General features: G+C 70.9%; 22 protein-coding genes. 9 read left to right on the top strand and 13 right to left on the bottom strand.

All coding sequences use genetic code 11. From position 1 onward, the window contains the following. Positions 1-28: 28 nt before the first annotated feature. Positions 29-727: a phosphoribosylformylglycinamidine synthase subunit PurQ gene (gene purQ, locus AC3IPY_RS17810; RefSeq protein ID WP_489185610.1), complete on the bottom strand. Its 699-nt coding sequence runs from the start codon at positions 725-727 to the stop codon at positions 29-31. Positions 728-731: 4 nt separating this feature from the next. Then, positions 732-1013, bottom strand: coding sequence for a phosphoribosylformylglycinamidine synthase subunit PurS (gene purS, locus AC3IPY_RS17805; protein WP_489185609.1), 282 nt, complete (start codon positions 1011-1013; stop codon positions 732-734). Between the two features lie 222 nt (positions 1014-1235). Here purS and AC3IPY_RS17800 point away from each other — a divergent pair, with 222 nt between their 5' ends. Then, a complete protein-coding gene (locus AC3IPY_RS17800) occupies positions 1236-1823 on the top strand; it encodes a PadR family transcriptional regulator (protein WP_489185608.1) in 588 nt (195 codons plus the stop codon). A 136-nt stretch (positions 1824-1959) separates the two neighbouring features. Continuing rightward, positions 1960-3519: a DHA2 family efflux MFS transporter permease subunit gene (locus AC3IPY_RS17795; protein WP_489185607.1), complete on the top strand. Its 1560-nt coding sequence runs from the start codon at positions 1960-1962 to the stop codon at positions 3517-3519. 141 nt (positions 3520-3660) lie between these two features. Here the strand turns inward: AC3IPY_RS17795 and AC3IPY_RS17790 are convergent, their stop codons facing one another. From AC3IPY_RS17790 to AC3IPY_RS17770, 5 genes are all read right to left on the bottom strand, one after another. After that, the gene (locus AC3IPY_RS17790; protein WP_489185606.1) at positions 3661-4131 is read right to left on the bottom strand and encodes a hypothetical protein; all 471 of its coding nucleotides are present in this window, start codon (positions 4129-4131) and stop codon (positions 3661-3663) included. A gap of 150 nt (positions 4132-4281) precedes the next feature. Continuing rightward, a complete protein-coding gene (locus AC3IPY_RS17785; protein ID WP_489188365.1) occupies positions 4282-5505 on the bottom strand; it encodes a kynureninase in 1224 nt (407 codons plus the stop codon). Positions 5506-5537: 32 nt separating this feature from the next. Then, positions 5538-6545: an amidohydrolase family protein gene (locus tag AC3IPY_RS17780; protein ID WP_489185605.1), complete on the bottom strand. Its 1008-nt coding sequence runs from the start codon at positions 6543-6545 to the stop codon at positions 5538-5540. A 3-nt stretch (positions 6546-6548) separates the two neighbouring features. Continuing rightward, positions 6549-7340: a tryptophan 2,3-dioxygenase gene (gene kynA / locus AC3IPY_RS17775; protein WP_489188363.1), complete on the bottom strand. Its 792-nt coding sequence runs from the start codon at positions 7338-7340 to the stop codon at positions 6549-6551. Between the two features lie 148 nt (positions 7341-7488). After that, complete coding sequence (locus AC3IPY_RS17770) at positions 7489-8331, bottom strand: VOC family protein (RefSeq protein WP_489188361.1); 843 nt, start codon at positions 8329-8331, stop codon at positions 7489-7491. Between the two features lie 180 nt (positions 8332-8511). Here AC3IPY_RS17770 and AC3IPY_RS17765 point away from each other — a divergent pair, with 180 nt between their 5' ends. Both AC3IPY_RS17765 and AC3IPY_RS17760 read left to right on the top strand, forming a co-directional pair. Next, positions 8512-9828 carry a Fic family protein gene (locus AC3IPY_RS17765; protein WP_489185604.1) on the top strand — a complete coding sequence of 439 codons (1317 nt, stop codon included), beginning with the start codon at positions 8512-8514 and terminating at the stop codon, positions 9826-9828. 111 nt (positions 9829-9939) lie between these two features. After that, the gene (locus tag AC3IPY_RS17760; protein ID WP_489185603.1) at positions 9940-10467 is read left to right on the top strand and encodes a DUF1269 domain-containing protein; all 528 of its coding nucleotides are present in this window, start codon (positions 9940-9942) and stop codon (positions 10465-10467) included. Between the two features lie 69 nt (positions 10468-10536). On the opposite strand, the gene AC3IPY_RS17755 is transcribed toward AC3IPY_RS17760, so the two are convergent. Beyond that, the gene (locus AC3IPY_RS17755) at positions 10537-11478 is read right to left on the bottom strand and encodes a phosphoribosylaminoimidazolesuccinocarboxamide synthase (RefSeq protein WP_489185601.1); all 942 of its coding nucleotides are present in this window, start codon (positions 11476-11478) and stop codon (positions 10537-10539) included. A 34-nt stretch (positions 11479-11512) separates the two neighbouring features. After that, positions 11513-12820: a phosphoribosylamine--glycine ligase gene (purD, locus tag AC3IPY_RS17750; protein ID WP_489185599.1), complete on the bottom strand. Its 1308-nt coding sequence runs from the start codon at positions 12818-12820 to the stop codon at positions 11513-11515. A gap of 95 nt (positions 12821-12915) precedes the next feature. Here purD and lspA point away from each other — a divergent pair, with 95 nt between their 5' ends. From lspA to AC3IPY_RS17735, 3 genes are all read left to right on the top strand, one after another. After that, on the top strand, positions 12916-13518 hold the full coding sequence (gene lspA, locus AC3IPY_RS17745) for a signal peptidase II (protein WP_489185597.1): 603 nt from the start codon (positions 12916-12918) through the stop codon (positions 13516-13518). A gap of 61 nt (positions 13519-13579) precedes the next feature. Continuing rightward, entirely contained in the window at positions 13580-13984 is a 405-nt protein-coding gene (locus AC3IPY_RS17740; protein WP_489185596.1) for a sterol carrier family protein, read from the top strand. Between the two features lie 47 nt (positions 13985-14031). After that, positions 14032-14592 carry a putative immunity protein gene (locus AC3IPY_RS17735; RefSeq protein ID WP_489185594.1) on the top strand — a complete coding sequence of 187 codons (561 nt, stop codon included), beginning with the start codon at positions 14032-14034 and terminating at the stop codon, positions 14590-14592. Positions 14593-14632: 40 nt separating this feature from the next. Here the strand turns inward: AC3IPY_RS17735 and AC3IPY_RS17730 are convergent, their stop codons facing one another. The 3 genes from AC3IPY_RS17730 to AC3IPY_RS17720 are packed head-to-tail and all read right to left on the bottom strand — an operon-like array spanning position 14633 to position 17657. Continuing rightward, positions 14633-15397 (bottom strand): heme ABC transporter ATP-binding protein, encoded by a 765-nt coding sequence (locus tag AC3IPY_RS17730; protein WP_489185593.1) that lies wholly within the window; start codon positions 15395-15397, stop codon positions 14633-14635. Beyond that, the gene (locus AC3IPY_RS17725; RefSeq protein WP_489185592.1) at positions 15394-16494 is read right to left on the bottom strand and encodes a FecCD family ABC transporter permease; all 1101 of its coding nucleotides are present in this window, start codon (positions 16492-16494) and stop codon (positions 15394-15396) included. Before AC3IPY_RS17725 ends, AC3IPY_RS17730 begins: the two co-directional genes overlap by 4 nt. Beyond that, a complete protein-coding gene (locus AC3IPY_RS17720) occupies positions 16491-17657 on the bottom strand; it encodes a heme/hemin ABC transporter substrate-binding protein (protein WP_489185591.1) in 1167 nt (388 codons plus the stop codon). The genes AC3IPY_RS17725 and AC3IPY_RS17720 overlap by 4 nt, the downstream gene beginning before the upstream one ends. Positions 17658-17811: 154 nt before the next feature. Here AC3IPY_RS17720 and AC3IPY_RS17715 point away from each other — a divergent pair, with 154 nt between their 5' ends. After that, positions 17812-22248, top strand: a complete 4437-nt coding sequence (locus tag AC3IPY_RS17715) for an HtaA domain-containing protein (protein ID WP_489185590.1) — start codon at positions 17812-17814, stop codon at positions 22246-22248. A 112-nt stretch (positions 22249-22360) separates the two neighbouring features. Further along, a complete protein-coding gene (locus AC3IPY_RS17710; RefSeq protein ID WP_489185588.1) occupies positions 22361-22819 on the top strand; it encodes a hypothetical protein in 459 nt (152 codons plus the stop codon). A gap of 94 nt (positions 22820-22913) precedes the next feature. On the opposite strand, the gene purF is transcribed toward AC3IPY_RS17710, so the two are convergent. After that, positions 22914-24371, bottom strand: coding sequence for an amidophosphoribosyltransferase (gene purF / locus AC3IPY_RS17705; RefSeq protein ID WP_489185587.1), 1458 nt, complete (start codon positions 24369-24371; stop codon positions 22914-22916). Between the last annotated feature and the right edge of the window lie 17 nt (positions 24372-24388).

The following is a 24388-nucleotide window of genomic DNA, read 5'->3' as shown; positions in this document are numbered from 1 at the left end:
TCGCGACGAGTGGCGACCGGCTGAAGCGCTACGCCTCGACGAGGGTCTTGCGGATGACGCTCGTGAAGAAGCCGAGGCCGTCGACGCCCGAGCGCATGGCGGCGGCGGTGTCGGGGCCGAAGCCGGGCTCGACCGCGTGCTCGGGGTGGGGCATGAGGCCGACCACATTGCCGCGTTCGTTCGTGATGCCCGCGATGTCGCGCATCGAGCCGTTGGGGTTCACGTCGACATAGCGGAAGACCACGCGACCCTCGCCCTCGAGGCGGTCGAGCGTCTCGGCATCGGCGATGAACCCGCCCTCGCCGTTCTTCAGTGGGATCGTGATCTGCTGGCCGGCGTCGAAGCCGCTCGTCCAGTCGGTCGACGCGTTCTCGACCGTGAGTACCTGGTCGCGGCAGATGAACGAGCCGTGGTCGTTGCGGATCAGGCCGCCCTCGAGCAGGTGCGCCTCGGTGAGCATCTGGAAGCCGTTGCAGATGCCGAGCACCGGCAGGCCGGCGTTCGCCGCGTCGACGACCTCGGTCATGATCGGGCTGAGCGAGGCGATGGCGCCGCAGCGCAGGTAGTCGCCGTAGCTGAAGCCGCCGGGCAGGATCAGCGCGTCGACGCCCTCGAGGTCGTGCGAGCCGTGCCAGAGCGCGACGGGCTCGCCGCCGGCGAGGCGCACGGCGCGCTGGGCGTCGCGGTCGTCGAGCGAGCCGGGGAAGGTGATGACGCCGATGCGCATGACCTCAGCCCTCCGTGGGCGCAGTGGCCTCGGCGCTCTCGTCGCCGAAGTCGATGTTCACGACGTCTTCGATGACCGAGTTCGAGAGGATCTCTTCGGCGATCTGCTGCACGCTCGCGCGCAGCTCGTCGTCGACGGGCCCGTCGACGGTGAGTTCGAAGCGCTTGCCGATGCGCACGGAGCTGAAGCCCCCGCGTCCGGTGCGCGAGAGGGCGCCGGCGACGGCCTTCCCCTGGGGGTCGAGCAGTTCGGCCTTGGGCATCACGTCGACGACGATGGTGGGCACCGCGGTTCTCCGTCCGGTGTCGAGGGTGTGGATGCCTCGATTCTACCGGGGCGGGCGCGGGCGTGCGGCCACGGTCTCGCGCCTGCCGGACTGGCCGACCCGGATCGGGTCGAGCCGGCGCCGCGATCGCGATCGGAGGTCGCGTTGCAGCATCCGGATTCCAGGTGTACTATTCCGGATGGAATAACCGCATCGGAACACCCGGCAGGAGAGGAGCATCGGATGTCGCAGCTGAACCCGCTCGCATTCTCGGCGCTCGCCATCCTGATCGATCAGCCGATGCATCCGTACGAGATGTACCAGCTCATGCTGGCCCGCAAGGAGGATCGCGTCGTCAAGGTGAGCGCCGGGTCGCTCTACCGTGCCGTCGAACGGCTCGCCGCCGACGGGCTGATCGTCGAGACCTCGACCGAGCGCATGGGCAACCGGCCCGAGCGCACGGTCTACACCGTGACCGACGCCGGGCGCACCGCGTTCGACGAGAGCCTCCAAGAGATGCTCAGCCGGCACGTCAACGAGTACCCGGAGTTCCCGCGCGCGGTCGGCGAGGCGCACAACCTGCCGGTCGAGCGCGTCATCGAGTTGCTCGGCACGCGCCTCGACGCCATCCGCGACGGCATCGCCTGGTACGACGCCGCCATCGTCCGCATCGCCGACAAGGGCAAGCCCAAGAGCGTCGTGCTCAACGTCCACTACACGCGTGCGATGCTGGCCGCCGAGGCCGACTGGCTCGCGCAGACCATCGACGAGCTGCGCTCGGGCGAACTCGCGTGGTCGCCGGGCGACACATGCGCCGGCGCATCGACCTGACCTGATCGGCCGCTCCGCGACATCCGGCGCCTCGCGGCCCCCGCCCCGACCGCACCGCGGTCCCACCGATCCGCCGCGCATGCGGCCCCACCGACTCGACCGCGACGCGGTCCCCGTTCTGGAGGAACACCGAGACATGTCATCTGAAAACCCGCAGGCCGAACACCTGCAGACCGAACGAAAGCCTTGGCCGGCGCTCTGGGCGCTCGTCATCGGATTCTTCATGATCCTGGTCGACTCGACGATCGTCTCGATCGCGAACCCCGCGATCATGCGCGACCTCGGCACCGACCTCACCTCGGTGCTGTGGGTGACGAGCGCCTACCTGCTCGCCTACGCCGTGCCGCTGCTCATCACCGGGCGCCTCGGCGACCGCTTCGGCCCGAAGAACGTCTACCTCGTGGGTCTCGTCGTCTTCACGCTCTCCTCGCTCTGGTGCGGACTCTCCGACGACATCACGATGCTCATCGTCGCCCGCGTGGCACAGGGCCTCGGCGCCGCGCTGATGACCCCGCAGACGATGGCCGTCATCACGCGCATCTTCCCGCCCACCCAGCGCGGCGCGGCCATGGGCCTCTGGGGCGCCGTCGCCGGCGTCGCCACCCTCGTCGGACCGATCCTCGGCGGCGTGCTCGTCGACTCGCTCGGGTGGGAGTGGATCTTCATCGTCAACGTGCCCGTCGGCGTCGTCGCGTTCATCCTCGCCGTGCGGCTCGTGCCGAAGCTCGAGACGCACCAGCACTCCTTCGACTGGCTCGGCGTCGTGCTGAGCGCGGTCGGCATGTTCCTCGTGATCTTCGGCATTCAAGAGGGCGAGACCTACGACTGGGGCACCATCACCGGGCCGATCACCGTGTGGGGCCTCATCATCACGGGCCTCGTCGTGCTCGTCGCCTTCGTCGTCTGGCAGCGCTTCAACCGCAAGGAGCCGCTGCTGCCCCTCGACCTCTTCAAGGACCGCAACTTCGCCCTGTCGAACGCCGCGATCACGGTCGTCGGCCTCGCGATCGTCGCCATGCCGCTGCCGCTCGCGTTCTACTACCAGGTCGCCCGCGGCCTCGAGCCCACGCAGGCCGCCCTCATGCTCGTGCCGATGGCCGTCGTCTCGGGCGTCATGGCGCCGTTCATCGGCCGCCTGACCGACCGCGTCGACCCCAAGTGGATCGCGTTCGCCGGGTTCGCCATCACCGCGGGCTCGCTCGCGGCGATGTCGCTGCTCATCACGCCCGACGTCGAGCTCTGGGTGCTGCTGATCCCGGCCGCGGGCCTCGGTCTCGGCCTGTCGGGCATCTGGGCGCCGCTCGCGTCGACCGCGACCCGCAACCTGCCCCCGCACCAGGCGGGCGCCGGGTCGGGCGTCTACAACATGACCCGCCAGTTCGGCTCGGTCTTCGGCGCCGCGGCCATCACCGCGCTCATGAATGCCCGGCTCGAGACGAACCTGCCCGGGTTCGCCGAGGCCGGCGGCGAGCAGTCGTCGACCGCTGGCCAGGCCCTGCCGCCGCAGATCGCCGCTGGGTTCACCGACGCCATGTCGCAGTCGCTCTGGCTGCCCGTCATCTCGTTCGCGGTCGGCGCCGTGCTGGTGCTCTTCTTCGCCCGGCCCAAGGTGACGGTCGACTGGGAGCACAAGGGCGCCGCCGCGTGGACGGATGCCCCGGGGCCGACGACCGGCTCGCTCACCGCGGTCGACTGAGCCGAGAGGCCGACGGCTCGACGGTCGACCGACCGAGAGGCCGCAGGCCGAGAAACGACGAAGGAGCGTGTCGGGACCCCAGGTCTCGACACGCTCCTTCGTCGTTTCGGCGTGTTCCCCTTCGCCTGTCCTCCGGTGGCGTCAGCGCCGACCGATGCCTCGGATGATGAAGACGAGGGCGAGTGCGGCGGCCGCGCCGACCGCGATCACGAGCCCCGGGTTCTCGCGGTACTTCGCCTTCACGTAGCCGGTTCCGTCGCCGACGAGGCCCCGTCCGGTCTCGTACGCCTGCTGCGCTTGGGCCTGTGCGGCATCGAGCGCCTCGGAACCGGCATCCTTGGCCTGCGATGCGGCCGACTTCACGCCGTCGACGAGGCCGTCGACGGAGTCCTTGGTGGCGTCGAGCGCCTCGGATGCCGCCCCCTTCGCCGCGCCGACGGCCGCGTCCGCGGCGCCGCGCGCCTGCTTCGCGGCATCCGACACGTTCGATGCCGCCGCCGAGGCGGCATCCTTCACCTCGTCCGTGGCGTGGGTCGCGGCATCCGTCGCCTTCTCGGCGGCATCGCGTGCCGCCCTGGTCGCATCCGAGGCTGCGCGATTCGCGTCCGACATGCTGTGCCCTCCAGTCCTTCGGGGACGGGGTGCGCTCATGACCACCCACCCGTCCGTGAGTTCCGCCATGCTACGTCGGCGCGCGTGGGATCACCCGATCGTGCGCATGGGGTTGTCAGCGGCATCCCCGGGTGGTAATCGGGCCGGTCGTCAGGCGAGTCCGGCGCGCTCGAGCAGCACCTGCTTGAGCACGTCACGCGTGGCGGCCATGCCGCGGTGCACCTCTTCGAAGCTCGTCGACAGCGGCGAGAGCCCGATGCGGATGCCGCCGGGATCGCGGTAGTCGGGAATGACGTCCTGCTGCCAGAGCCGGGCGACGACCTCGCGCATCTCGGGGTGGAAGAACGTGACGTGCCCGCCGCGCTCCTCGGCCCGGTCGGGCGAGGCGAGCGTCACGCCGAGCGGCGCGAGCCACTCGGCCGCGAGCGAGATCGCGAACTCGGTGAGCGCGACCGACTTCGCACGGAGCGCGGGCATGCCCGCCTCCTCGATCATCGCGAGCGTCTCCTGCATCGCGAGCATGCCGACGACGGGCGCCGTTCCGCTGATGAAGCGCTGCATGCCGGGCGCCGGCCGGTACTCGGGCCCCATGAGGAACATGTCGGTCGTGCCCCACCAGCCCTGGATCGGCTGCTCGAGCAGGCCCTGCAGGTCTTCGCGCACGTAGGCGAACGCGGGGGAGCCGGGGCCGCCGTTGAGGTACTTGTACGTGCAGCCGACCGCGAGGTCGAAGCCCCACTCGTCGGCCTTCACGGGCACCGAGCCGGCCGAGTGGCAGAGATCCCAGAGGATGAGGGCGCCCGCGTCGTGCGCGATGCGCGTCAGCTGCGGCGCATCGGCGAGGTACGCCGAGCGGTACGCCACATGCGAGATCACGACGAGCGCCGTCTGCGGCCCGACGACCGCGGCGAGCTGCTCGGGCGTGACCCCCGACGACGTGTCGACGTCGATCCAGCGCAGCTTCAGGCCGCGCTCCTTCGCGATGCCGTCGAGCACGTAGCGGTCGGTCGGGAAGTTGTCGGTGTCGAGCACGATCTCGGTGCGCTTCGGATCGCGGGCGACCTGCGCGTCGACGGCCGCGCGTGCGAGCTTGTAGAGCAGCACGGTCGTCGAGTCGCCGATGATCGTCTGCCCGGCCTTCGCATCGATCACGGCACGGCCGATGCGGTCGCCGATCTCGTTCGGCAGGCGCAGCCAGGACTCGTCCCACCCGCGGATGAGCCGGCCGCCCCAGCTCTCGCGCAGGAACTCCTCGACCCGGGTGATCGCCGACCTCGGCGGGCGGCCGAGCGAGTTGCCGTCGAAATAGACGAGATCGGTGTCGGCCCCCTCGAACTTCGCGCGGTGGTGCGCGAGCCCGTCGGAGCGGTCCATGCGCCGTGCGAACGCGAGCTGCGGGTCGAGGGTCACAGGATCTCCAGGTCTTCGGCGGGCACGACGACGGCCGTCGCGAGCCAGGCCGGCAGGTCGTCGAGGTCGGCCGGCGGCGGGCCGGGCACGAAGGTCGCGATGCCCTCGGCACGGGCGGCGCGCGGCCACGGGTCGGTGATCGCGTCGATGAGGGCGGATGCCTCGAGCCCGGCCTCTGCCAGCAGTGCGAGCTCGTGCGGGTTCACCCCGAGCGGCTGCTCGCCGTTGCCGAGATCCGTGCCGTAGAGCACGTGCCCGCCCGCGGCCTGAAAGCGCCGGAGGTTGTCGAGCGCCCGCTCGGTGTCGGGCGTGCGCTCGCCGTATCCGGAGACGAAGAGCGTGCTGATCCAGCGCTGGCCGAGCGCGACCGCGCGGGCGATGAGCTCGTCGTCGACCCGTTCGGTGAATGGCGTGTGCGCCAGGGCGTCGACGCCCGCCTCGACGGCGAGTCGCGTCATCCGCTCGCCCTCGACATGGGCGACCACGGGCAGGCCGCGCTCGTGGGCGGCGCGCACGATCGCGTCGAGCGTCGCCGCATCGAACACCGGGCCGGCCGCCGCGTTGAGCGCGACCTTGACGACGGATGCCCCGAACGCGTGCTGCTCGGCCACCGCCGCCTCGGCGGGGCCTGGCAACGAGCCGCGCCCGTCGCCGGTCGCGGCAGGCACCTCGCGCACGCAGCCGTCGACCGCCCACGGCCGATCGAGCGGGTACCCGCCGGGGGCGGTGAGGAAGGCGCCGGCGAAGTCGACGCGTGGGAACTCCTCGCGCGACGGCAGCGCGGCGACGAGGTCGAGCGGCGCGCCGAGGTCGACGAGGCCCGCGAGCGACGAGTCGGCCAGCGCGTCGATTCCGACGAGCATGAGATGCACGTGATGGTCGACGAGCGGCGGCAGGCTCGTGCCGACCGCGCCCGGGTGGTCGCCGTTCAGCGAGCGGCGAGCGGCCTGCGCGCTCGCGCCGAGCTCGATGCCGGCTGCACGGGGTTCATCGGGGTGAGACATGCGTCAGCCCGGGATCTCGGTTCGCACCGCGTAGAGCTCGGGGAAGAACGTGAGCTCGAGCGCCCGCTGCAGGAACGAGGCGCCGCTCGAACCGCCGGTGCCGCGCTTGTTGCCGATGATGCGCTCGACGGTCTTCAGGTGGCGGAACCGCCAGAGCTGGAAGTTGTCCTCGAGGTCGACGAGCTCTTCACAGGTCTCGTACGCCGCCCAGTGCTCGTCGGTGTGCGCGTAGATCTGCGCGAACACGGGCACGAGCTCGGGCGTGAACGTCCACGCCTGCGTGACGTCGCGCTCGAGCACCGATGCTGGGATCGGGTACCCGGCGCGGGCGAGCAGGCGGAGGAACTCGTCGTAGAGGCTCGGCGTCTCGAGTGCGGCCGTGAGCACCGCGGTGGCCTCGGGGTCGGACTCGAAGACCTGCAGCATGCGCGCGTTCTTGTTGCCCAGCACGAACTCGACCGCCCGGTACTGGAACGACTGGAACCCGCTCGCATTGCCGAGCACCCCGCGGAACTGCGCGTACTCGGCGGGCGTGAGCGTCGCGAGCACCGACCACTGCTCGGTGAGCGTCTTCTGGATGTGCTTGACCCGGGCGACGCATTTCAGCGCCCTCGCGAGCTCGTCGGCGCGCATCAGGTCGCGCGCCGTCTCGAGCTCGTGCAGCACGAGCTTGAGCCAGAGCTCGGTGGTCTGGTGCTGGATGATGAACAGCAGCTCGTCGTGGTGCTCCGGCCGCGAGATCGGCCGCTGCGCGCTGAGCAGGGTGGGCAGGTCGAGGTAGCCGCCGTAGCTCATGCGATCGCTGAAATCCGTGACGACGGATGCCTCGATGCGACGGGTGTTCGCCTCGACGGGCTGCTCGGAATCCTCGGTTTCGGCCACGGGCTCAGCCTACCCGCGTGCCCGATTCGCCGGTCGAGGAGCCGCGACGCCGAGCCGCGGCTCAGGCGCTGGCGCGCACCTCGACGAGGTTCGCCCACGGGTCGTCGAACGCGAGGCTGCGGCCGTCGTCGCGCGTCGGCACCTGGAAATGCGCCATGCGCTCGCCGAGCTCGCCGAGGTCGTCGGCGGTCGGCACCACGATCTCGACCTTGCCGAGGCCGAGCGCCAGTGCGCGCCTGCCGGCACCTCGGCTGCCCCACGTGTTCATGGCCATGTGGTGGTGGTAGCCGCCGGCCGACACGAAGAGGGCCTGGTCTCCCATGGCGGCCGTGGTCTCGAATCCGAGCCGGTCGACGTAGAACTCTCGCGCGCTCGCGACGTCGCCCACCGACAGGTGGACGTGTCCGACGACGGCATCGCCGAGCCCGGTGCCGGCGGCCGCGGCATCCGCCCCGCTCTGCCCGAGGTGCTCGCGCAGGTACGCATTCGGGTCGAGGTACATGGTCGCCATCTCGATGCTGCCGTGCACCCAACTCCACTGCGAGCGGTCGCGGTCGAAGTAGAGCTCGACGCCGTTGCCCTCGGGGTCGGTGAAGTAGAAGGCCTCGCTCACGAGGTGGTCTGCGCTGCCGGTGAAGCTGCCCGGGTGACGCGAGGCGACCGAGTAGATCGCGGTCGCGAGCGCCTCACGCGAGTCGAACAGGATGGCCGTGTGGTACAGCCCGGCATCGCTCGGCGAGGCGTGCTTCAGCTCGGGGGAGTGCTGCAGGATCACGACGGGCGTGCTGCCGCGACCGAGCACGGCGACCGGGCCGTCGTGGCTCAGCAGCTCGAGCGTCACCGCATCGCGGTAGTAGCGGATCATGCCGTCGAGGTCGCCGACGCGCAGCGTCACCGCGCCCATGCCGGTGTCGGCTGCGAGGAGTCCTGCGCCCTGCGGCGCGCCATTGGTTGTAAGCACAACTAATGGTAACGCGCGTCGGCGTGCGGTATTCCGCAATGAACCCGGAACAAGTGGAGTGTTATTCCGAGTTATCCAGATAAACCGTAATTTGCGCTACTCTATTCCGGGATGGGAGATGGCATGGCATTCAATCCAGCGCAGCATCCCGGCGGAAGAAACCGACAGCACGTCGGTCAGTTCTCCGCACGGGCGCAGAGCGACCCGGAGATCATGCTGCCAGCACTGCAGGAATGGCCCGCGCACACGAGCGAGACCCGCCAGTGGCAGTCGCGCACCCGCCAGGGCCGCCGCGAAGACCGCATGCTGCGGGAGATCGACGTCTCCCTGCCACCATGGATCGAAGGACTCGAGTACCAGCCACCGAAGGATGTGGCCGGGCTCCTCGACCTCGCTTCGCGAGAGGTTTTCGCCGTCGACGCCGACCCTCGAGGCCACATCCAAGCTCTCGGCGGGTTGCTCCTTCGCACGGAATCGGTCGCCTCCTCGAAGATCGAGTACGTCGACGCGTCCATGGACGACTACGCGCGCGCGGTCGCCGGCATCCGCTCGAACCCGTCAGCGACGTCGATGGTTGCCGCCACGAACGCGCTTGCGCGCATGATCGACAGCGCAGGCGCGCATCGTGAAATCCGTGTCGAGGACCTCCGCGAAGCGCACGACACACTCATGGCCGACGACCCGTACGACCGACCCCATGCCGGACGATTTCGCAAGGTGCAGAACTGGATCGGTGGCTCCGACTACTCGCCCCTCGGGGCCATCCATATTCCACCACCACCGGACCTCGTCGACGACTACATGGGCGACGTCATCGCGTTCGCGAATCGCGACGATATCCACCCCATTGCGCAAGCGGCGCTCGCCCATGCCCAGTTCGAGTCCATCCACCCGTTCACCGACGGCAATGGTCGCATCGGTCGAGCGCTCATCAATGCCATCCTTCGCAGGCGCGGGGTGACCACCGACACCGTCGTGCCCGTTGCATCCGCCATGCTCGCAGAGCGTGACACGTACTTCGAGTTGGTGAATGGATACCGTGATGGCCACGCGACCGCGTTCGTACGCAACCTTGCGAACGGAGCGATCATCGCAAGCCGCGCCGCTCGCGTCGCCGCGAACAAGCTCGACGAACTGCCCGGCGACTGGCAACAACTCAGTCGACCGAGGAAGGGAAGCGCCGCAGCCAAGATCCTCGCGCAGCTCACTGAACACCCGATCCTCACCGCCGAAGAAGCTGAACGATTGACCGGGGCCTCGACGTCAAGCGTCTACAGCGCGATGGAACGACTCGAGAACGACGGCATCATCCACCAGGTCACCGACCGACAGCGTGACCGGGTTTGGGGTGCGACTGCTGTCCTCGGCGAACTCGACGCGCTCAACCGTCGCATCGCCGAGGAGGTTCGACGGTTCAACCGCGTGCCGGGGGAGGCGTAGAACCGCTCGGCCTCGGCAACGAATCCTTGTCGCGGGGGCGCTCCGCTCCCTATCGTTGAGTCATCACGGCTCCCGGGGCATCGCCGGGAGCCCATGTCGAGGGGGACACTCATGGGTATGGACAATCTGGCGCTCTACGTCGCGACGTACGACACCGACACCGCTGCGACCGACGACTACCGGCTGCTGAAGGCCGCCGAGAAGTCGTCCGACGTCGAGGTGGTCTCCTCGGTCGTGCTGCGTCGCGACGACGACGGCAGGGTGACCGTCGACGAGCACGGCTCGGGCCAGGTCGCCGCCGGCACCTGGATCGGCGGCGCAGCCGGCCTCGTCGTCGGGCTCTTCGCTCCCCCGCTGCTCGCCGCGACGGCCATCGGTGCGGGCGTCGGCGCGATCTCGGGCGCGATCGCGAAGAAGCGCGACGAGAAGAAGGTCGGGCTCGACCTCGAGGAGGTCCTGCCCAAGGGCTCGTCGGCCATCGTGGCCGTCATCGACGACAAGTACCTCGACCGCATCGACGCGGTGCTCACCAAGTACGCCAAGAAGGTCGACAAGGCGATCGATCGCGACGACTACGACGCGCTCGAGAAGGCCATCAGCGAGGGTGGCGACAAGATCGCGAAGGCCATCGCCTCGTAGCCTCTGGCTTTCAGCCGAAGCGGATGCCGCGGCGCGGACGGTGCTCGAAGCGCCGGGCGCGCTCGCGCGTCACGCGCCGGCCGTCAGCCGATCGAGCAGCTCGCGGTACTTCGCTGCGGTCTGCGCGACGATCTCGTGCGGCAGCGTCGGCGGCGTCTCCGAGACGGACTGGTCCCAGTTCGCCGCGAGCCAGTCGCGCACGATCTGCTTGTCGAAGCTCGCCATGCGCAGCTCGGGCGTGGCCGCACTCGCGTAGGTCGCGGCATCCCAGTACCGGCTCGAATCGCTCGTGAGCACCTCGTCGGCCAGCGTCACGATGCCCGTGGCCCGATCGGCGCCGAACTCGAACTTCGTGTCGGCGAGCACGAGGCCGTGGGCCTCGGCGAGCAGCGAGGCACGCGTGAAGATCTCGAGCGAGAGCTCGCGCAGCTGCGCCGCGACGACCTCGCCGACGATCTCGACCGTGCGCTCGTACGAGATGTTCTCGTCGTGCTCGCCCAGCGGGGCCTTCCACGCGGGCGTGAAGATGGGCTCGGGCAGGCGGTCGCCGTTCGAGAGGCCCTCAGGCAGCGGGATGCCGCCGATGGCGCCCGTCGCCTGGTACTCCTTGAAGCCGCCGCCCGTGAGGAAGCCGCGCACGACGCATTCGATGGGGAACATGTCGAGGGTGCGGCACAACGTCGCACGCTCGGCGAGCTCGGCCGGCACCTCGGGCAGGTTCAGCGCCTCGAGCCGGTCGTCTTCGGCGTAGGCCAGGTGGTTCGGCACCTCGGGCAGCTGGTCGAACCACCAGCGGGTGAGGTCGGTGAGCATCGCGCCCTTGCCCGGGATCGCGGGCTCGAGCACCTGGTCGAACGCGCTCACCCGGTCGCTCGCGACCACGAGCACGACCGGCGACAGGCTGAGCGGATCGCCCGTCCAGGTGTCGTCGTCATCGAGCACCGAGGTCGGCACGTACAGGTCGCGCACCTTGCCGGAGTAGACGTGGGTCCAGCCGGGATACTCGCTCATCGTCTGCTCGCTCACTCGTCGGTCGGGCGGTCGTTCACTCCGCGACGCGCGCGGCGATGTCGGTGCGGTACTGCGCGCCCTCGAGACGCAGGTGGCCGAGCGCCTCGTAGGCACGGCGGCGGGCGTCGCCGAAGTCGTCGCCGACGGCCACGACGTTGAGCACGCGTCCGCCGGTCGCCACGAGTGGGGAGGCCCCGTCGACTGCGGCGCCGACGGCGGTCGCCGCATGCGCGATGTGCACGCCGGGCACGGATGCCGCGGCGTCGAGCCCCTCGATGACCCGGCCGGTCTCGGGCGCCTCGGGATACCCCTCGCTCGCGAGCACGACCGTGACCGCGGCATCCGCTCGGAACACCGGTCGCGGCAGCTCGCCGAGACCGCCGCTCGCCGCCGCGAGGAGCAGGCCCGAGAGCGGCGTCTCGAGGCGGGGCAGCACGACCTGGGTCTCGGGGTCGCCGAAGCGCGCGTTGAACTCGATCACGCGGATGCCGCGCGTCGTGAGGATGAGGCCCGCGTAGAGCAGGCCGATGAACGGCGTCTGCTCGTCGGCGAGCTGCTTGATGGTCGGCAACGCGATCGTGCGGATGACCTCGTCGACGAAGGCCTGCTCGCTGCCGAACTCGCCGTCGAGCCACGGCAGCGGCGAGTACGCGCCCATGCCGCCCGTGTTCGGGCCCTGGTCGCCGTCGCGCAGGCGCTTGTAGTCCTGGGCGGGCGAGAGCGGCAGCACGTTCGTGCCGTCGGCGAGCAGGAACAGCGACACCTCTTGACCGTCGAGGAACTCCTCGACGAGCACCGGGCCCTGCTGCAGGTAGTGCGTGGCGTGCGCGAGCGCGGCGTCGCGGTCTTCGGTGACGAGCACGCCCTTGCCCGCGGCGAGGCCGTCGGCCTTCACGACATAGGGGGCGCCGTACTCGTCGAGCGTGGCCTCGACGTCGGCGAGCGTCTCGGCGAGGCGGGCACGCCCGGTCGGCACGCCCGCGGCCTCCATGATGCGCTTGGCGAAGGTCTTCGAGCCCTCGAGCGCGGCGGCCGCCTTGCCCGGGCCGAAGACCGGCACCCCGCGGCGACGCAGCGCATCGGCCACGCCCGCGACGAGCGGGGCCTCTGGGCCCACGACGACGAGGTCGATGTCGTTGTCGAGCGCGTACGAGGTGACGATGGAGGGGTCGGTCGGGTCGAGCGCGATGGTCGTGACGCTGCCGCGGCCCGATGAGGTGGCGGATGCCGCGATGCCGGCGTTTCCGGGTGCGGCGACGATCTCGTGGCCGGCCTCCTCGTCGAGGAGCGCGAGGATGATGGCGTGCTCGCGCGCGCCCGAGCCGAGGATGAGGATTCGCACCGGTTCAGGCTACCTCGTCGGGCGGGCGGGATCATGCCTCGCCTGTCTGCCGCGCTCGCGACGGACATGCCCGCCGGGCTGCGAGAATGGCCTGCGTGAGTCCAGCGAACAGCGGCGCCGACGACGCGCGTGGTCCGGTGCCGGTCGAACCCGTGAGCACCGACCCCGAGGCCGGAGTGGCCGCCCCCGACGCACCGGCCGCGGAGCGCAGACCCCGCCTCTTCGTCTGGGTGCTCGTGATCGCCGCCGTCATCGTGCTGCTCGATCAAGGCAGCAAGTGGTGGGCTGAGACGGCGATCTCCGACGGGCGCGTCGTTCCCGTGATCGGCGACCTCATTCGCTTCGAGCTCGTCTACAACCCCGGTGCGGCCTTCTCGATCGGCACCGAGTTCACCTGGGTGTTCGCCATCCTCGCCGCCGCCGGCGTGATCGTGGTCGCGTGGTTCGCGTGGCGGGTGCGCTCGGTCGCCTGGACCATCGCGCTGGGGCTCCTGTTGGGCGGGGCGATCACCCACCTGGGCGATCGCCTGTTCCGTGAGCCGGGATTCGCCCGCGGTCACGTCGTGGACTTCATCGGCTACGGCAACTGGTTCGTGGGCAATGTCGCCGACATCGCGATCTTCTTCGGCGCGGTGATGATCCTGGTCCTGTCATTCGTCGGCGTCTCGGCGAGCGGCGTGCGCTCGTCCGCTTCCTGAGCGCATCGATCCGACCGACCGACCGCGCCGCCCCGTTCCCGCCGATGGAAGAATGGACGGCATGGCACGGGTGAGGATCGACGACGACGAGGGCCGGGCCGCCGTGGCGGCCTGGCGGGCGGGCTCCGACGAGGCGTCCGCGCGCGGCGACTCCGAGGCATCCGCCCCGCCCGTGGTCGACCGCACCACGTTGGCGCTCGCCGTGCGCTACTCGCTGCAGCTGCTCGCCGAACGCGCGCCCGGCGGCACCGTCGAGGTGCGCGTGCCGCCCTTCGCCGCGGTGCAGTGCGTCGAGGGGCCCAAGCACACGCGCGGCACCCCGCCCAACGTCATCGAGACGGATGCCGCGACCTGGCTCGCCCTCGCGACCGGTGGCCTGAGCTGGGCCGACGCCCGCTCGGCCGGGCGCGTGCACGCCTCGGGGCAGCGGGCCGATCTCGGGGGGCTGCTGCCGGTGCTGAGCTGAGTGCGCCGACGGGTTCGCGGCGTCGCGTGGTGTGGCAGGCTGCAGGCATGCTTTCCCCGCAGACGCTGAGCGAACCCGATCGTCGGCTGGCCGCATCGTGGGCCGCGGACTGCGCCGAGCGGGTCCTGGCCGTGTTCGAGGCCGAGGCGCCCGACGACGCCCGCCCCCGCGACGGCATCGCCCGAGCCCGTGCCTATGCACGCGGAGAGCTCGACGCCGCAGACCAGATCCGAACGCGGTTCGTGGCCGGCCGGGCGGCACAGGCGGTGAGCTCGCCCGCGGCCGTCGCCGCAGCACGAGCGGCAGCGCAGGCCGCCGGCGTCGCGCACATGGGCGCGCACGCGCTCGGCGCGGCCGCCTACGCGGCGAAGGCGGCAGGGCTGGCGGCTCCGCATCGGCCCGACGCCATCCATGATGAGATCGCCTGGCAACTCGGGAACCTGGACGATGAGACGAGGTCGGCGCTTCGCCGGCTGCCGCTCCTCGGAACGGATTCCGCCGGCCCGCTGGGCTCCGGGCTGCTCGCCTCGGGCGTCCTCGGGTCGACGATCCGCGAGATCCAGGCCGCGATCGGCGATGCGCCATCGTGGAGACCCGGCGTGCGGTAGCTGCAGTTCGGCGGAGGCGACAGGGGACGCGGCGGCCCGGTCAGCGCACCGGCAGCACGAGCGGCACGCCCGAACGCGGGTGCTCGACGACCTCGACGGCCTGGCCGTAGACCGCCTCGATGCGCTTGGCCGTCAGCACCTCGGCGGGCGTGCCGTACGCGGCGACGCGGCCGCGCTGCAGCAGCGTGATCTCGTCGCTGTACGCGGCCGCGAGGTTGAGGTCGTGCAGCACGACCACGACGGCGTCGCCCGCCGCGGCCTGGGTGCGGGCGAGTCGCAGCACGTCCTCCTGGTGCCGCAGGTCGAGGGCCGCGGTCGGCTCGTCGAGCAGCAGCACGGGCGCGCGCTGGGCGAGCACGCGGGCGAGCGCGACGCGGGCCTTCTCGCCCCCCGAGAGGTGCGCGACCGGGCGGTCGGCGAGGTGCGAGACATCCGTCACCGCCATGGCGCGGTCGATCTCGCGGTCGTCATCGTCTTCCGCCGGGGTGCGCGCCCACGGGTGGCGGCCCATCTCGACGATCTCGCGCGACCGGAACGAGAAGGTCACGCTGTGGTCCTGCGTGAGCACGGCGCGCACGCGCGCGAGTTCGCGCAGCGGCCAGTCGTCGAGCGGCCGGTCGCGCAGCACGACGCGTCCGGCATCGGGCCTGCGGTCGCCCGCGAGCACGCCGAGCAGGGTCGACTTGCCGGCGCCGTTCGGGCCGATGAGGGAGTGCACGCGTCCGGGCGAGGCCGTGAACGAGACATCCGTCAGCAGATGCGCCCCGTCGATCGAGACCGAGACCTGCTCGGCGACGAGGCTCATCGCCAGCCTCCGGCGCTCTTGCGCTGACGCCGAAGCAGCCAGAAGAAGAACGGACCGCCGACGAGCGAGGTCAGCATGCCGATCGGCAGGTCGGCCATCGGCACGGCCGTGCGGGCGACGAGGTCGGCGACGAGCAGCAGCAGCGCGCCGCCGAGCGCACTCGCCGCGATGAGGCCGCGGTGCGAGGGGCCGATGACCATGCGCATGAGGTGCGGCACGATGAGGCCGACGAAGCTGATGATGCCCGCGAACGCGACGGCGGCGCAGGTCAGCACGGCGACCACCACGATCGAGACGATGCGCACGCGCTCGACATTGACGCCGAGGTGGCGTGCCCCGCGCTCGCCGAGCGAGAAGAGGTCGAGCCGGCGGGCCAGCGCGAACGCGAACACGAGCGAGACGATCACGAGCGGAGCGATCACGCCGATCTCCTGCCAGCGCGAGCCGTTGAGCGAACCGAGCTGCCAGAAGATGATCTCTTCCCTGCTGGCGGTGTCGCCGAGGAAGGTGAGCAGCGCGAGGCCGCCCGCGGCGAAGGCGTTGACCGCGATGCCCGTGAGCACGAGCGTCACGACCTCGGTGCGCCCGCCCGAGCGGCTCGAGAGGTAGACGACCATCGTCGTCGCGAGTCCCGCGAGGAACGAGGCCCCCGCGGTGACCCAGTCGCTCGTCGCGGTGAGGCCGAACACGATCGTCACGGCGGCGCCGAGGGCGGCACCCGATGAGACGCCGACCACGCCCGGCTCCGCGAGCGGGTTGGCGAACACGGCCTGCATCATGGTGCCCGCGACCGCGAGGGCGGCCCCGATGAGGATCGCGGCGACGATGCGCGGGAAGCGGATGGTCCAGAGCGCGGAGTCGACATGCGGCGCGGCCGCCGGCGCATCGCTCAGGCCGAGGCCGCGCAGCAGGCTGTTCCACACCTCGCCCGGCGCGATCTGCAGCTGCCCCATGCCCGCGGAGACGAGCGCGAACCCGACGAGCGCGACCGAGAGCGCGGTGAACAGGATGACGCGACGACGCGTCGAACGCGTCGCCTCGACGGGTGGGGCGGATGCCTCGGGGCCGGCGTCGACCGCAGGGTCGAGTCGCGTCATCCGTCGGTCCCGTCGCTCGTGCCGCCTTCGCTCGACGTGAGCGAGGCCGGCGCGTACACGGCGCGGGCGAGTGCGTCGACGACGACGGGCGTGCGCGGGCCGAAGCCGAGGATCTCGGTGTCGGCCATGTCGACGATGCGGCGGTGCTCGCCCGCCGGGGTCGCCGCCAGCGCGGGCAGCCGCTCGAGCAGTCCGTCGACGCCGCCCGCGGAGGCCAGCCCATCGGTCATGACGAGCACGACGTCGGGTGCGGCCTCGACGAGGGCCTCGGCGGTCACCGGGCGCATGCCCTCCCAGCCGATCTCGCCGGCGACGTCGTAGCCGCCGACCGCCTCGATGAGCGAATCCGCGCCGGACTCCTCGCCGAACAGGTAGTAGACGTTCGCGCTGCCGCGCACGTACAGGAAGATCATGCGGGGCCGGTCTGCGGGCTCGGCGGGGATCGAGGCCTCGATCGCCGTCGTGACGCGGTCGAGGTCGGTGCCGATGGCGTCCTTCAGCAGCTCGGCGCGCTCGGTCACGCCGAGGGCCGAGGCGATCTGGTCGACGAGTTCGCCGATGTTCTCGACGCTGCGCTCCTTCGTCACGATGACCACCGGGATGCCGGCGTCGCGCAGCTGCGCGAGCGCATCACGGGGTCCGAGTGTCGTGTCGGTGATGACGACCGTCGGGTCGAGAGCGAGCACCGCCTCGGCCGAGAGGGTGTGCCCCTCCTGCGTGACCTCGGGCAGGTCGGCCGCCTCGGCGAACCCCGTGGACGAGTCGCGCCCGACGACCTGGTCTCCCAGCCCGAGGCTGAACACGGTCGCGGCGATCGTGCCGGTGATGTCCAGCGGGAGGATGCGCTCCGTCGACTCGACGGTGACCTCGATGCCGTCGACACCCGTCACGGTGAGCGGAGCGGCGGATGCCTCGTCGGAATCGACGATCGGAAGGCTCGTGTCCGCCAGGCATGCGGTCGACGGTCCTTCGATCATGCGCACGTCGGCCGCGAGCTCGAGCTGGTCGAACGGGGTCTCCGCACCGGGGCACTGGGCCTCTGCGCCGTTGGAGATGTCTGCTGCGCTCGAGGTTGCGCAACCGGCGAGGGTCAGCGCCAGCAGGCCCGCGAGCGCAGCCGTCGCGGCGCGCGTCGAGGCGCCCACGATTGGATGTTTCGTCATGTGGAGGTTAGCCTTACCTCACCTTGCGCGGTGAGTGTTCGTCCGCTTATGTTAGATGAGCCTAACCTAACTCCAGGCATCCCCCTCACCCGCTGCCGTGCGACGAACCTCCCGATTCGTCGCGCTCGCGCGCCGACCCGGAGGTCCGCGTCCTATGTCCTCACTGCCCACAGCCCAGCCCCCCGAGACTTCGACCGGCGGGCGATCGAGCCGGCGGCGCTGGCTCGCGGCGATCCTCGCCTCGGCGCTCGCCCTCGGCGGTTCGATCACCGCGACGGCCCCGGCCTTCGCCGATGGTGCGCCGACGATCACCGTGACCGAGGCTCCCCGTGAGGGCGGCACCGTGACCGTCACCGGGTCGGGCTTCTCGCCCGCCGAGCCCGGCGTGTACCTCGGCATCGCGCCGTCGAGCGCGACCGGCGGTTTCTACCAGAGCGCGGGAGTCCTGCTCGGTTCGGAGACCGTGTGGGTCGGACCGGGCAACGAAGACGGCGTGAGCGATGCGGGACGCACCGCGAAGCTGCAGGCCGACGGGTCCTTCAGCGTCGACGTGACCATTCCGGCATTCAGCGACGACGTGCCGGGGTACGTCGTCCTCACCTCGAAGGCGCACGGGCAGGGATTCTCCGACCCGAGCCAGGACGTTCGGTCCGAGATCGTCTACGTCGCCGCCGAGGAGCCGGGTACCGAGGAGCCGGGCACTGAGGAGCCGGGCACTGACGAGCCGGGTACCGAGGAGCCGGGCACGGAGGAGCCGGGCACGGAGGAGCCGGGTACCGGGGAGCCGGGCACGGAGGAGCCGGGCACGGAGGAGCCGGGCACCGAGGAGCCGGGCACCGAGGAGCCGGGCACCGAGGAGCCGGGTACCGAGGAGCCGGGCGCGCAAGCCCCCACCGTCGTCGTCTCGAAGACCACTGGTCTCGACCCGCACGGCGAGACCGTCACGATCACCGGTTCGGGCTTCGTGCCGAACGGCGCGGCCACGACCGGAACCCGTCCGCCGCTCGCCGGCAAGTTCACGGGTGCCTACATCGCGTTCGGCGCGTTCGCCGATGACTGGGCTCCGAGCACCGGCGCGGCGGGCTCCACCCGCCCGACGGCAGACGTGAAGTGGGGCGTGCACGAGGCCGATCTCGCAACCATCGGCGGCGCTGCCAAGGGCGGCATCGTCATCGCCGAGGACGGCACCTTCGAAAGCACCCTGACCGTCTCCTACGACTACGCGGGCGCGCTCGCCGACGGCAACTACGGCATCTACACCTACCCGGGCGGCGGCGCGAAGAACGCCGAGTTCGAGAGCTTCACGCCGATCAGTTTCAAGCCCGGCGTCTTCGTCTCGAAGACCCAGGGGCTCGACCCGTTCGGCGACACCGTCACGGTCAAGGGCGTCGGCTTCACGCAGAGTGCCGAGACGACCGCCGCCCGTCCGCCGCTCGCCGGCCGGTTCGGCGGCGCCTACGTCGCGTTCGGCGCGTTCGCCGAGGGCTGGGCTCCGAGCACCGGCGCCGCAGCAGCGACGCGCCCGACGGGCGACGTGAAGTGGGGCGTGCACGAGGCCGATCTCGGCACGATCGGCGGGGCGGCCGGCGGCGGAATCGTCATCGCCGAAGACGGCACCTTCGAGACCGAGCTCAACGTGAGCGCGGATTACGAGAAGCTCGCCGTCGACGGCAACTACGGCATCTACACCTACCCCGGCGGCGGCGCGAGGTCCGCGTCCTTCGAGACCGCGACCGCGATCTCCTTCGCCCCGAAGGTCACCGTCTCCAAGACGAGTGAGCTCGACCCCGCCGGTGAGACCGTGACCGTCCGCGGCGCGGGCTTCCTCCCGGCCGGTGAGGCCACGATCGGAACGCGTCCGCCGCTCGCGGGCAAGTTCACCGGTGCCTACGTCGTGTTCGGCTCGTTCGCCGATGGATGGCAGCCGAGCACGGGCGGCGCCGCAGCGCTCCGCAAGGTCGACGCCCAGAAGTGGGCGGTGCAGCAGGGCGATCTGGCGACGATCGGCGGCGCGAACGCCGGCGGCATCGTGATCGGCAAGGGCGGTTCCTTCGAGGCCACCCTGACCGTGCGCGAGTTCGAGGGCGCGCTCGAGAACGGCCGCTACGGCGTCTACACCTACCCGGGCGGCGGCGCGAAGTATGCGCCCTTCGAGACCGCGACGCTCGTCGACTTCGCCGCACCTGCGCCCGTGGTCGAGCCGAAGCTCACGGTGACGCCGTCGACGAACGTCGACTCGACCGTGGCGAACACGTTCACGGTCGCGGGCACCGGCTTCGTCGGTGACGGCGCGAAGAACGGGGCGTACGTGCTCCTGGGCGCCGACGACATCTGGACCGGCGACGGCCCGCTCGTCGCCGACGGATGGCTCGCCCAGGCGTGGATCACGCCCGCGCAGATCAAGGACGGTGCGTTCACGACGACGCTGACGGTTCCGGCCGGACAGTTCGATGCGGCCAAGGGGTATGTCGTGGCATCCTCCGCTGCGCATGGTCTGTCGGTCACCGATCGCAGTCTCGACGCGTTCGCGCCGATCACCGTCGCCACGGGCACCGTCGATCCCGGTGAACCGGGCGAGCCAGGCGCTCCCGTCGACCCGTCGAAGCCGAAGCTCACCGTTTCGCCGTCGAAGGACCTCGACGGCGCGAAGTCCAACGTGCTCACGGTGAAGGGCACCGGGTACACGGGCAAGTCCGCCGCGCAGGGCGTCTACCTCGTCTTCGGCGAGAAGTCGGTTTGGGCCGGTGAAGGACCGCTTCCGGCCGACGGGTGGATCGCGCTGGAGTGGGTGAGCCCCGACAAGATCTCCAAGGGCGCCTTCACCGCGAAGATCACGGTGCCCGCCGGCAAGCTCGACGCGAAGCGTTCGTACGTCGTCGCGAGCTCTGCCGCCCACGGCCTCTCGCAGACCGATCGCACCCTCGACACCTTCACCTCGGTGACGGTCAAGGCGGGCACGAAGCCCGAGCCCCCGAAGCCGCCGACCCCGCCGGTGGTCGGCCCCGGCCCCGTCACGAAGCCCGCCACGGTCGTCGCCGGTGGCTCGCTGAGCTGGGGCGTCGACGATGACTTCGTCCGGTACATCGGCGGAACCATCGCGAAGGGCAGCATCAGCGTGAGCGGTGCGACCCGCTCCGGCGGCGTGTTCCAGTTCGGTCAGTCGGGCGGCAGCTACGACGTCGGCGCCGGGCGCGGCAGTGCCGAGTACTCGGGCTCCGTGAACTTCACGGGGCACGGCGGTGTGCTCGACCTGACCTTCGCCGACCCCGTGCTGCGCGTCACATCGCCGCAGTCGGGCGTGCTGAGCGTTGTCGTCAACGGGTCGCGCGTCGACCTCGCGAGCGTCGACCTCGGCGCCGCGTCGAAGAGCACGACGAACGGCGCGACGCGTTTCGCGGACGCTCCGGTGACCCTGCTGGCGACGGGAGTTCCCGCGTTCAACGGCTTCTACGGCGCCGGCCGGGCGCTCGCCCCGCTGACGGCCGTGATCGGCTCGCCCGCGGCGGCGCCGGCCGGCGACAGCGGCACGGTGGTCACCGCCGCCGCGACGCGCAGCACCGCGCGCGACATCCCCGACACACCGCCGGCCACCACGGGGATCATGCTCGACACGGCGACCCTCGAGGCGCTCGGCGCCGGCGAGGTCGTGACCGTGACCGCGGGCGGATTCGAGCCGAGTGAAGAGGACGTGGCCGCGGTCGTGTACTCCACCCCGATCGTGCTCGCCGACGACCTCTCGGCGGATGCCGCGGGCAACGTCACCTGGACGGGAAGCATCCCCGCATCGCTCGAGCCCGGTGTGCACACGCTCACCTTCCAGGGATCGACGAACGTGGGCGTGCAGTTCACGGTTCCGGCCGAGAAGGCCGGCGTCTGCAAGGTGAGCGCCGGCGACCTCGACTGGGGCTTCAAGGAGTCGTTCCGCAGCTACCTCACGAGCGGCATCGCCAACGGCGACTGGACGCTCGCGGGGGTCACCGAGGACGGCGGCGTGTTCGCGTTCACCGGTGCCACCGGATCGCTCGACGAGTCGGGCCGCGGTGTCGTGGCCTACCCCGGAACCATCGAGTTCACCGGCCACGACGGGGCGCTCGACACCACGATCGCCAACCCGAAGATCGAATTCGACGGCAAGGGCGGCGCGATCCTGCTGCTGGATGTCGCGGGCACGACGCAGGACGGCGAGCCGATCGACCTGAAGTCGGTGCGTTTCGCCGAGCTCGGGCTCGCCGCCGGCGTCACGCTGAACGGCGGCGTGCTCGCCGGCGAGGCGACCGCCGTGCTCACCGAAGACGGCGCTGCCGCGTTCGGCACCTACCCGGCCGGTGAGGCGCTCGACCCGGTCTCGTTCACCGCGACGGCCGCAGGCGACTGCGCCGTGACCGCACCCGCGGTCGCGGAGTCGAGCGACTCCGACGGGGCCGAGGCCGAGGCGACGACCGGTGGCGATTCGGCGGCGGCCGCGACCGACGCGAGCCAGACCGGCCCTGCCTGGTGGATCTGGGCGCTCATCGCGGCGCTGCTCGTGATCCTGCTCGCCGTCATCGCGGTGATCGTGATCCGCACCCGCCGCTCGGCCGAACAGGGCTGACGCGGCGCAGGCGCCGCACGCACGCGGGGCCGTCGATCCTTCACCGGATCGGCGGCCCCGCTGCCGTCCGATCGGTGATCGCGCGCTCAGGCAGGTGCGCGACAATGGAGGGGTGAGCAACGCCACCCCAACCGATCCGAACGAGCCGGCCCGCCGGAACGAGCCGGCCGAACCGACCTCCGCCACGGTCGTGCCCGCACCGACCGAAGAGGTCGCGCCCGCGGCATCCGACCCGCTCGTCGAGTCCGTCATCGAGACCGAGGTCACGAGCGACACCGTGACCGTGCGACGGGCGCCGAAGTACGGCCGGTTCATGATCATCGGCGCCGCGCTCGGCGCGATCGTCGCCCTCGTGCTCACCCTCAGCTTCACGCCCGACCCGGCGATGCTCGAGCAGCAGCTCGGCTTCGACGGCGGTCAGGTGTTCGGCTTCACGCTGCTCATCTTCGGCGCGATCGGCGTCGGCATCGGTGCCCTCGTCGCGCTCGCGTTCGACCGGTCACTGGCCAAGCGCACCGCATCCGTCGCCGTCGAGCACGAGGTCGCGCACCGCGTCGACGAGACGCCGTAGCGCCACCCCGCACACGACGAAGGCCGCCCCCGAGAAGAGGGCGGCCTTCGTGCTCGGCCGGCACGAGGCATCCGGATGCCGCGTGCCGGGCGGATCAGCTGAGCTGCGTCTGCTCCACCCACGACAGGTACTCGTCGGTGACGGTGCCCGTGACGTAGTCGCCCGTGAAGCAGGAGAGGTCGAGCGCGTCGATCGAGGTGCCATCGGTGATGGCGGCCTGCAGGTCGGCGACCTCCTGGTAGATCATGTGGTCGGCGCCGAGCTCGGCGGCGATCTCGGGGATCTTGCGGCCGTGCGCGATGAGCTCCTGACGCGAGGGCATGTTGATGCCGTACACGTGCGGGTAGCGCACCGGGGGAGCCGCCGAGCTGAAGGTCACCTTGTTGGCACCGGCCGCGCGGGCCATCTCGACGATCTGCTGCGAGGTCGTGCCGCGCACGATCGAGTCGTCGACGATGAGGATGTTCTTGCCCTTGAACTCGGTGCCCATGGCGTTCAGCTTCTGGCGCACCGACCGCTTGCGCTCCGACTGGCCGGGCATGATGAAGGTGCGGCCCACGTAGCGGTTCTTGTAGAAGCCCTCGCGGTACTCGATGCCGAGCTTCTGGGCGACCTGCATGGCCGAGGGGCGCGACGAGTCGGGGATGGGCATGACCACGTCGATGTCGCCGAGCGGCATGTGCTGGGCCACGGTGTCGGCGAGCCGGTCGCCCATGCGCAGGCGGGCCTCGTAGACCGAGATGCCGTTCATGACCGAGTCGGGGCGGGCGAGGTAGACGTACTCGAACGAGCACGGCACGAGGCGCGGGTTGCGCGCGCACTGCTTGGAGATCATCTCGCCGTCGAGCGTGATGAAGATCGCCTCGCCGGGGGCGACGTCGCGCACGATCTCGTAGTCGCCGTTCTCGAGCACGAGCGATTCGGATGCCACGATCCACTCGTCTCTGCCGGCGGCACTGGTGCGGCGGCCGAGGATGAGCGGGCGGATGCCGAACGGGTCGCGGAACGCGAGCAGGCCGTGCCCGGCGATGAGCGCGATGACCGCGTAGGAGCCCTCGACGCGCTCGTGCACCTGCTCGACCGCGGTGAAGATCTGGTCGGGGTCGAGGTCGAGGCCCGTGATCTGGCCCTGCAGTTCGGTGGCGAGCACGTTCAGCAGCATCTCGGTGTCGCTGGTGGAGTTCACGTGGCGACGGTCGATGCGGAAGAGGTCTTCGCTGAGCTCGCGCGTGTTCGTGAGGTTGCCGTTGTGCACGAGGATGATGCCGTAGGGCGCGTTCACGTAGAACGGCTGGGCCTCCTCTTCGCGCTCGGCGGCGCCCTTCGTGGTGTAGCGCACGTGGCCGAGCCCGATGTTGCCCATGAGCGAGCGCATGTCGCGCGTGCGGAACGCCTCGCGCACCTGGCCGCGCGCCTTGGCCATGTGGAACACGGGGCCGTCGGCCGTGGCGATGCCGGTGGAGTCCTGCCCGCGATGCTGCAGGAGGAGCAGGCTGTCGTAGACCTGCTGGTTGACGGGTTCGGTCGAGACGATTCCGACAATGCCGCACATGCGAGCGATGGCTCCTC

This window comes from Agromyces sp. GL_144, from assembly GCF_057834305.1.
The sequence above is the reverse complement of the archived record's forward strand: the minus strand, read 5'-3'. Positions and strand labels throughout refer to the sequence as shown.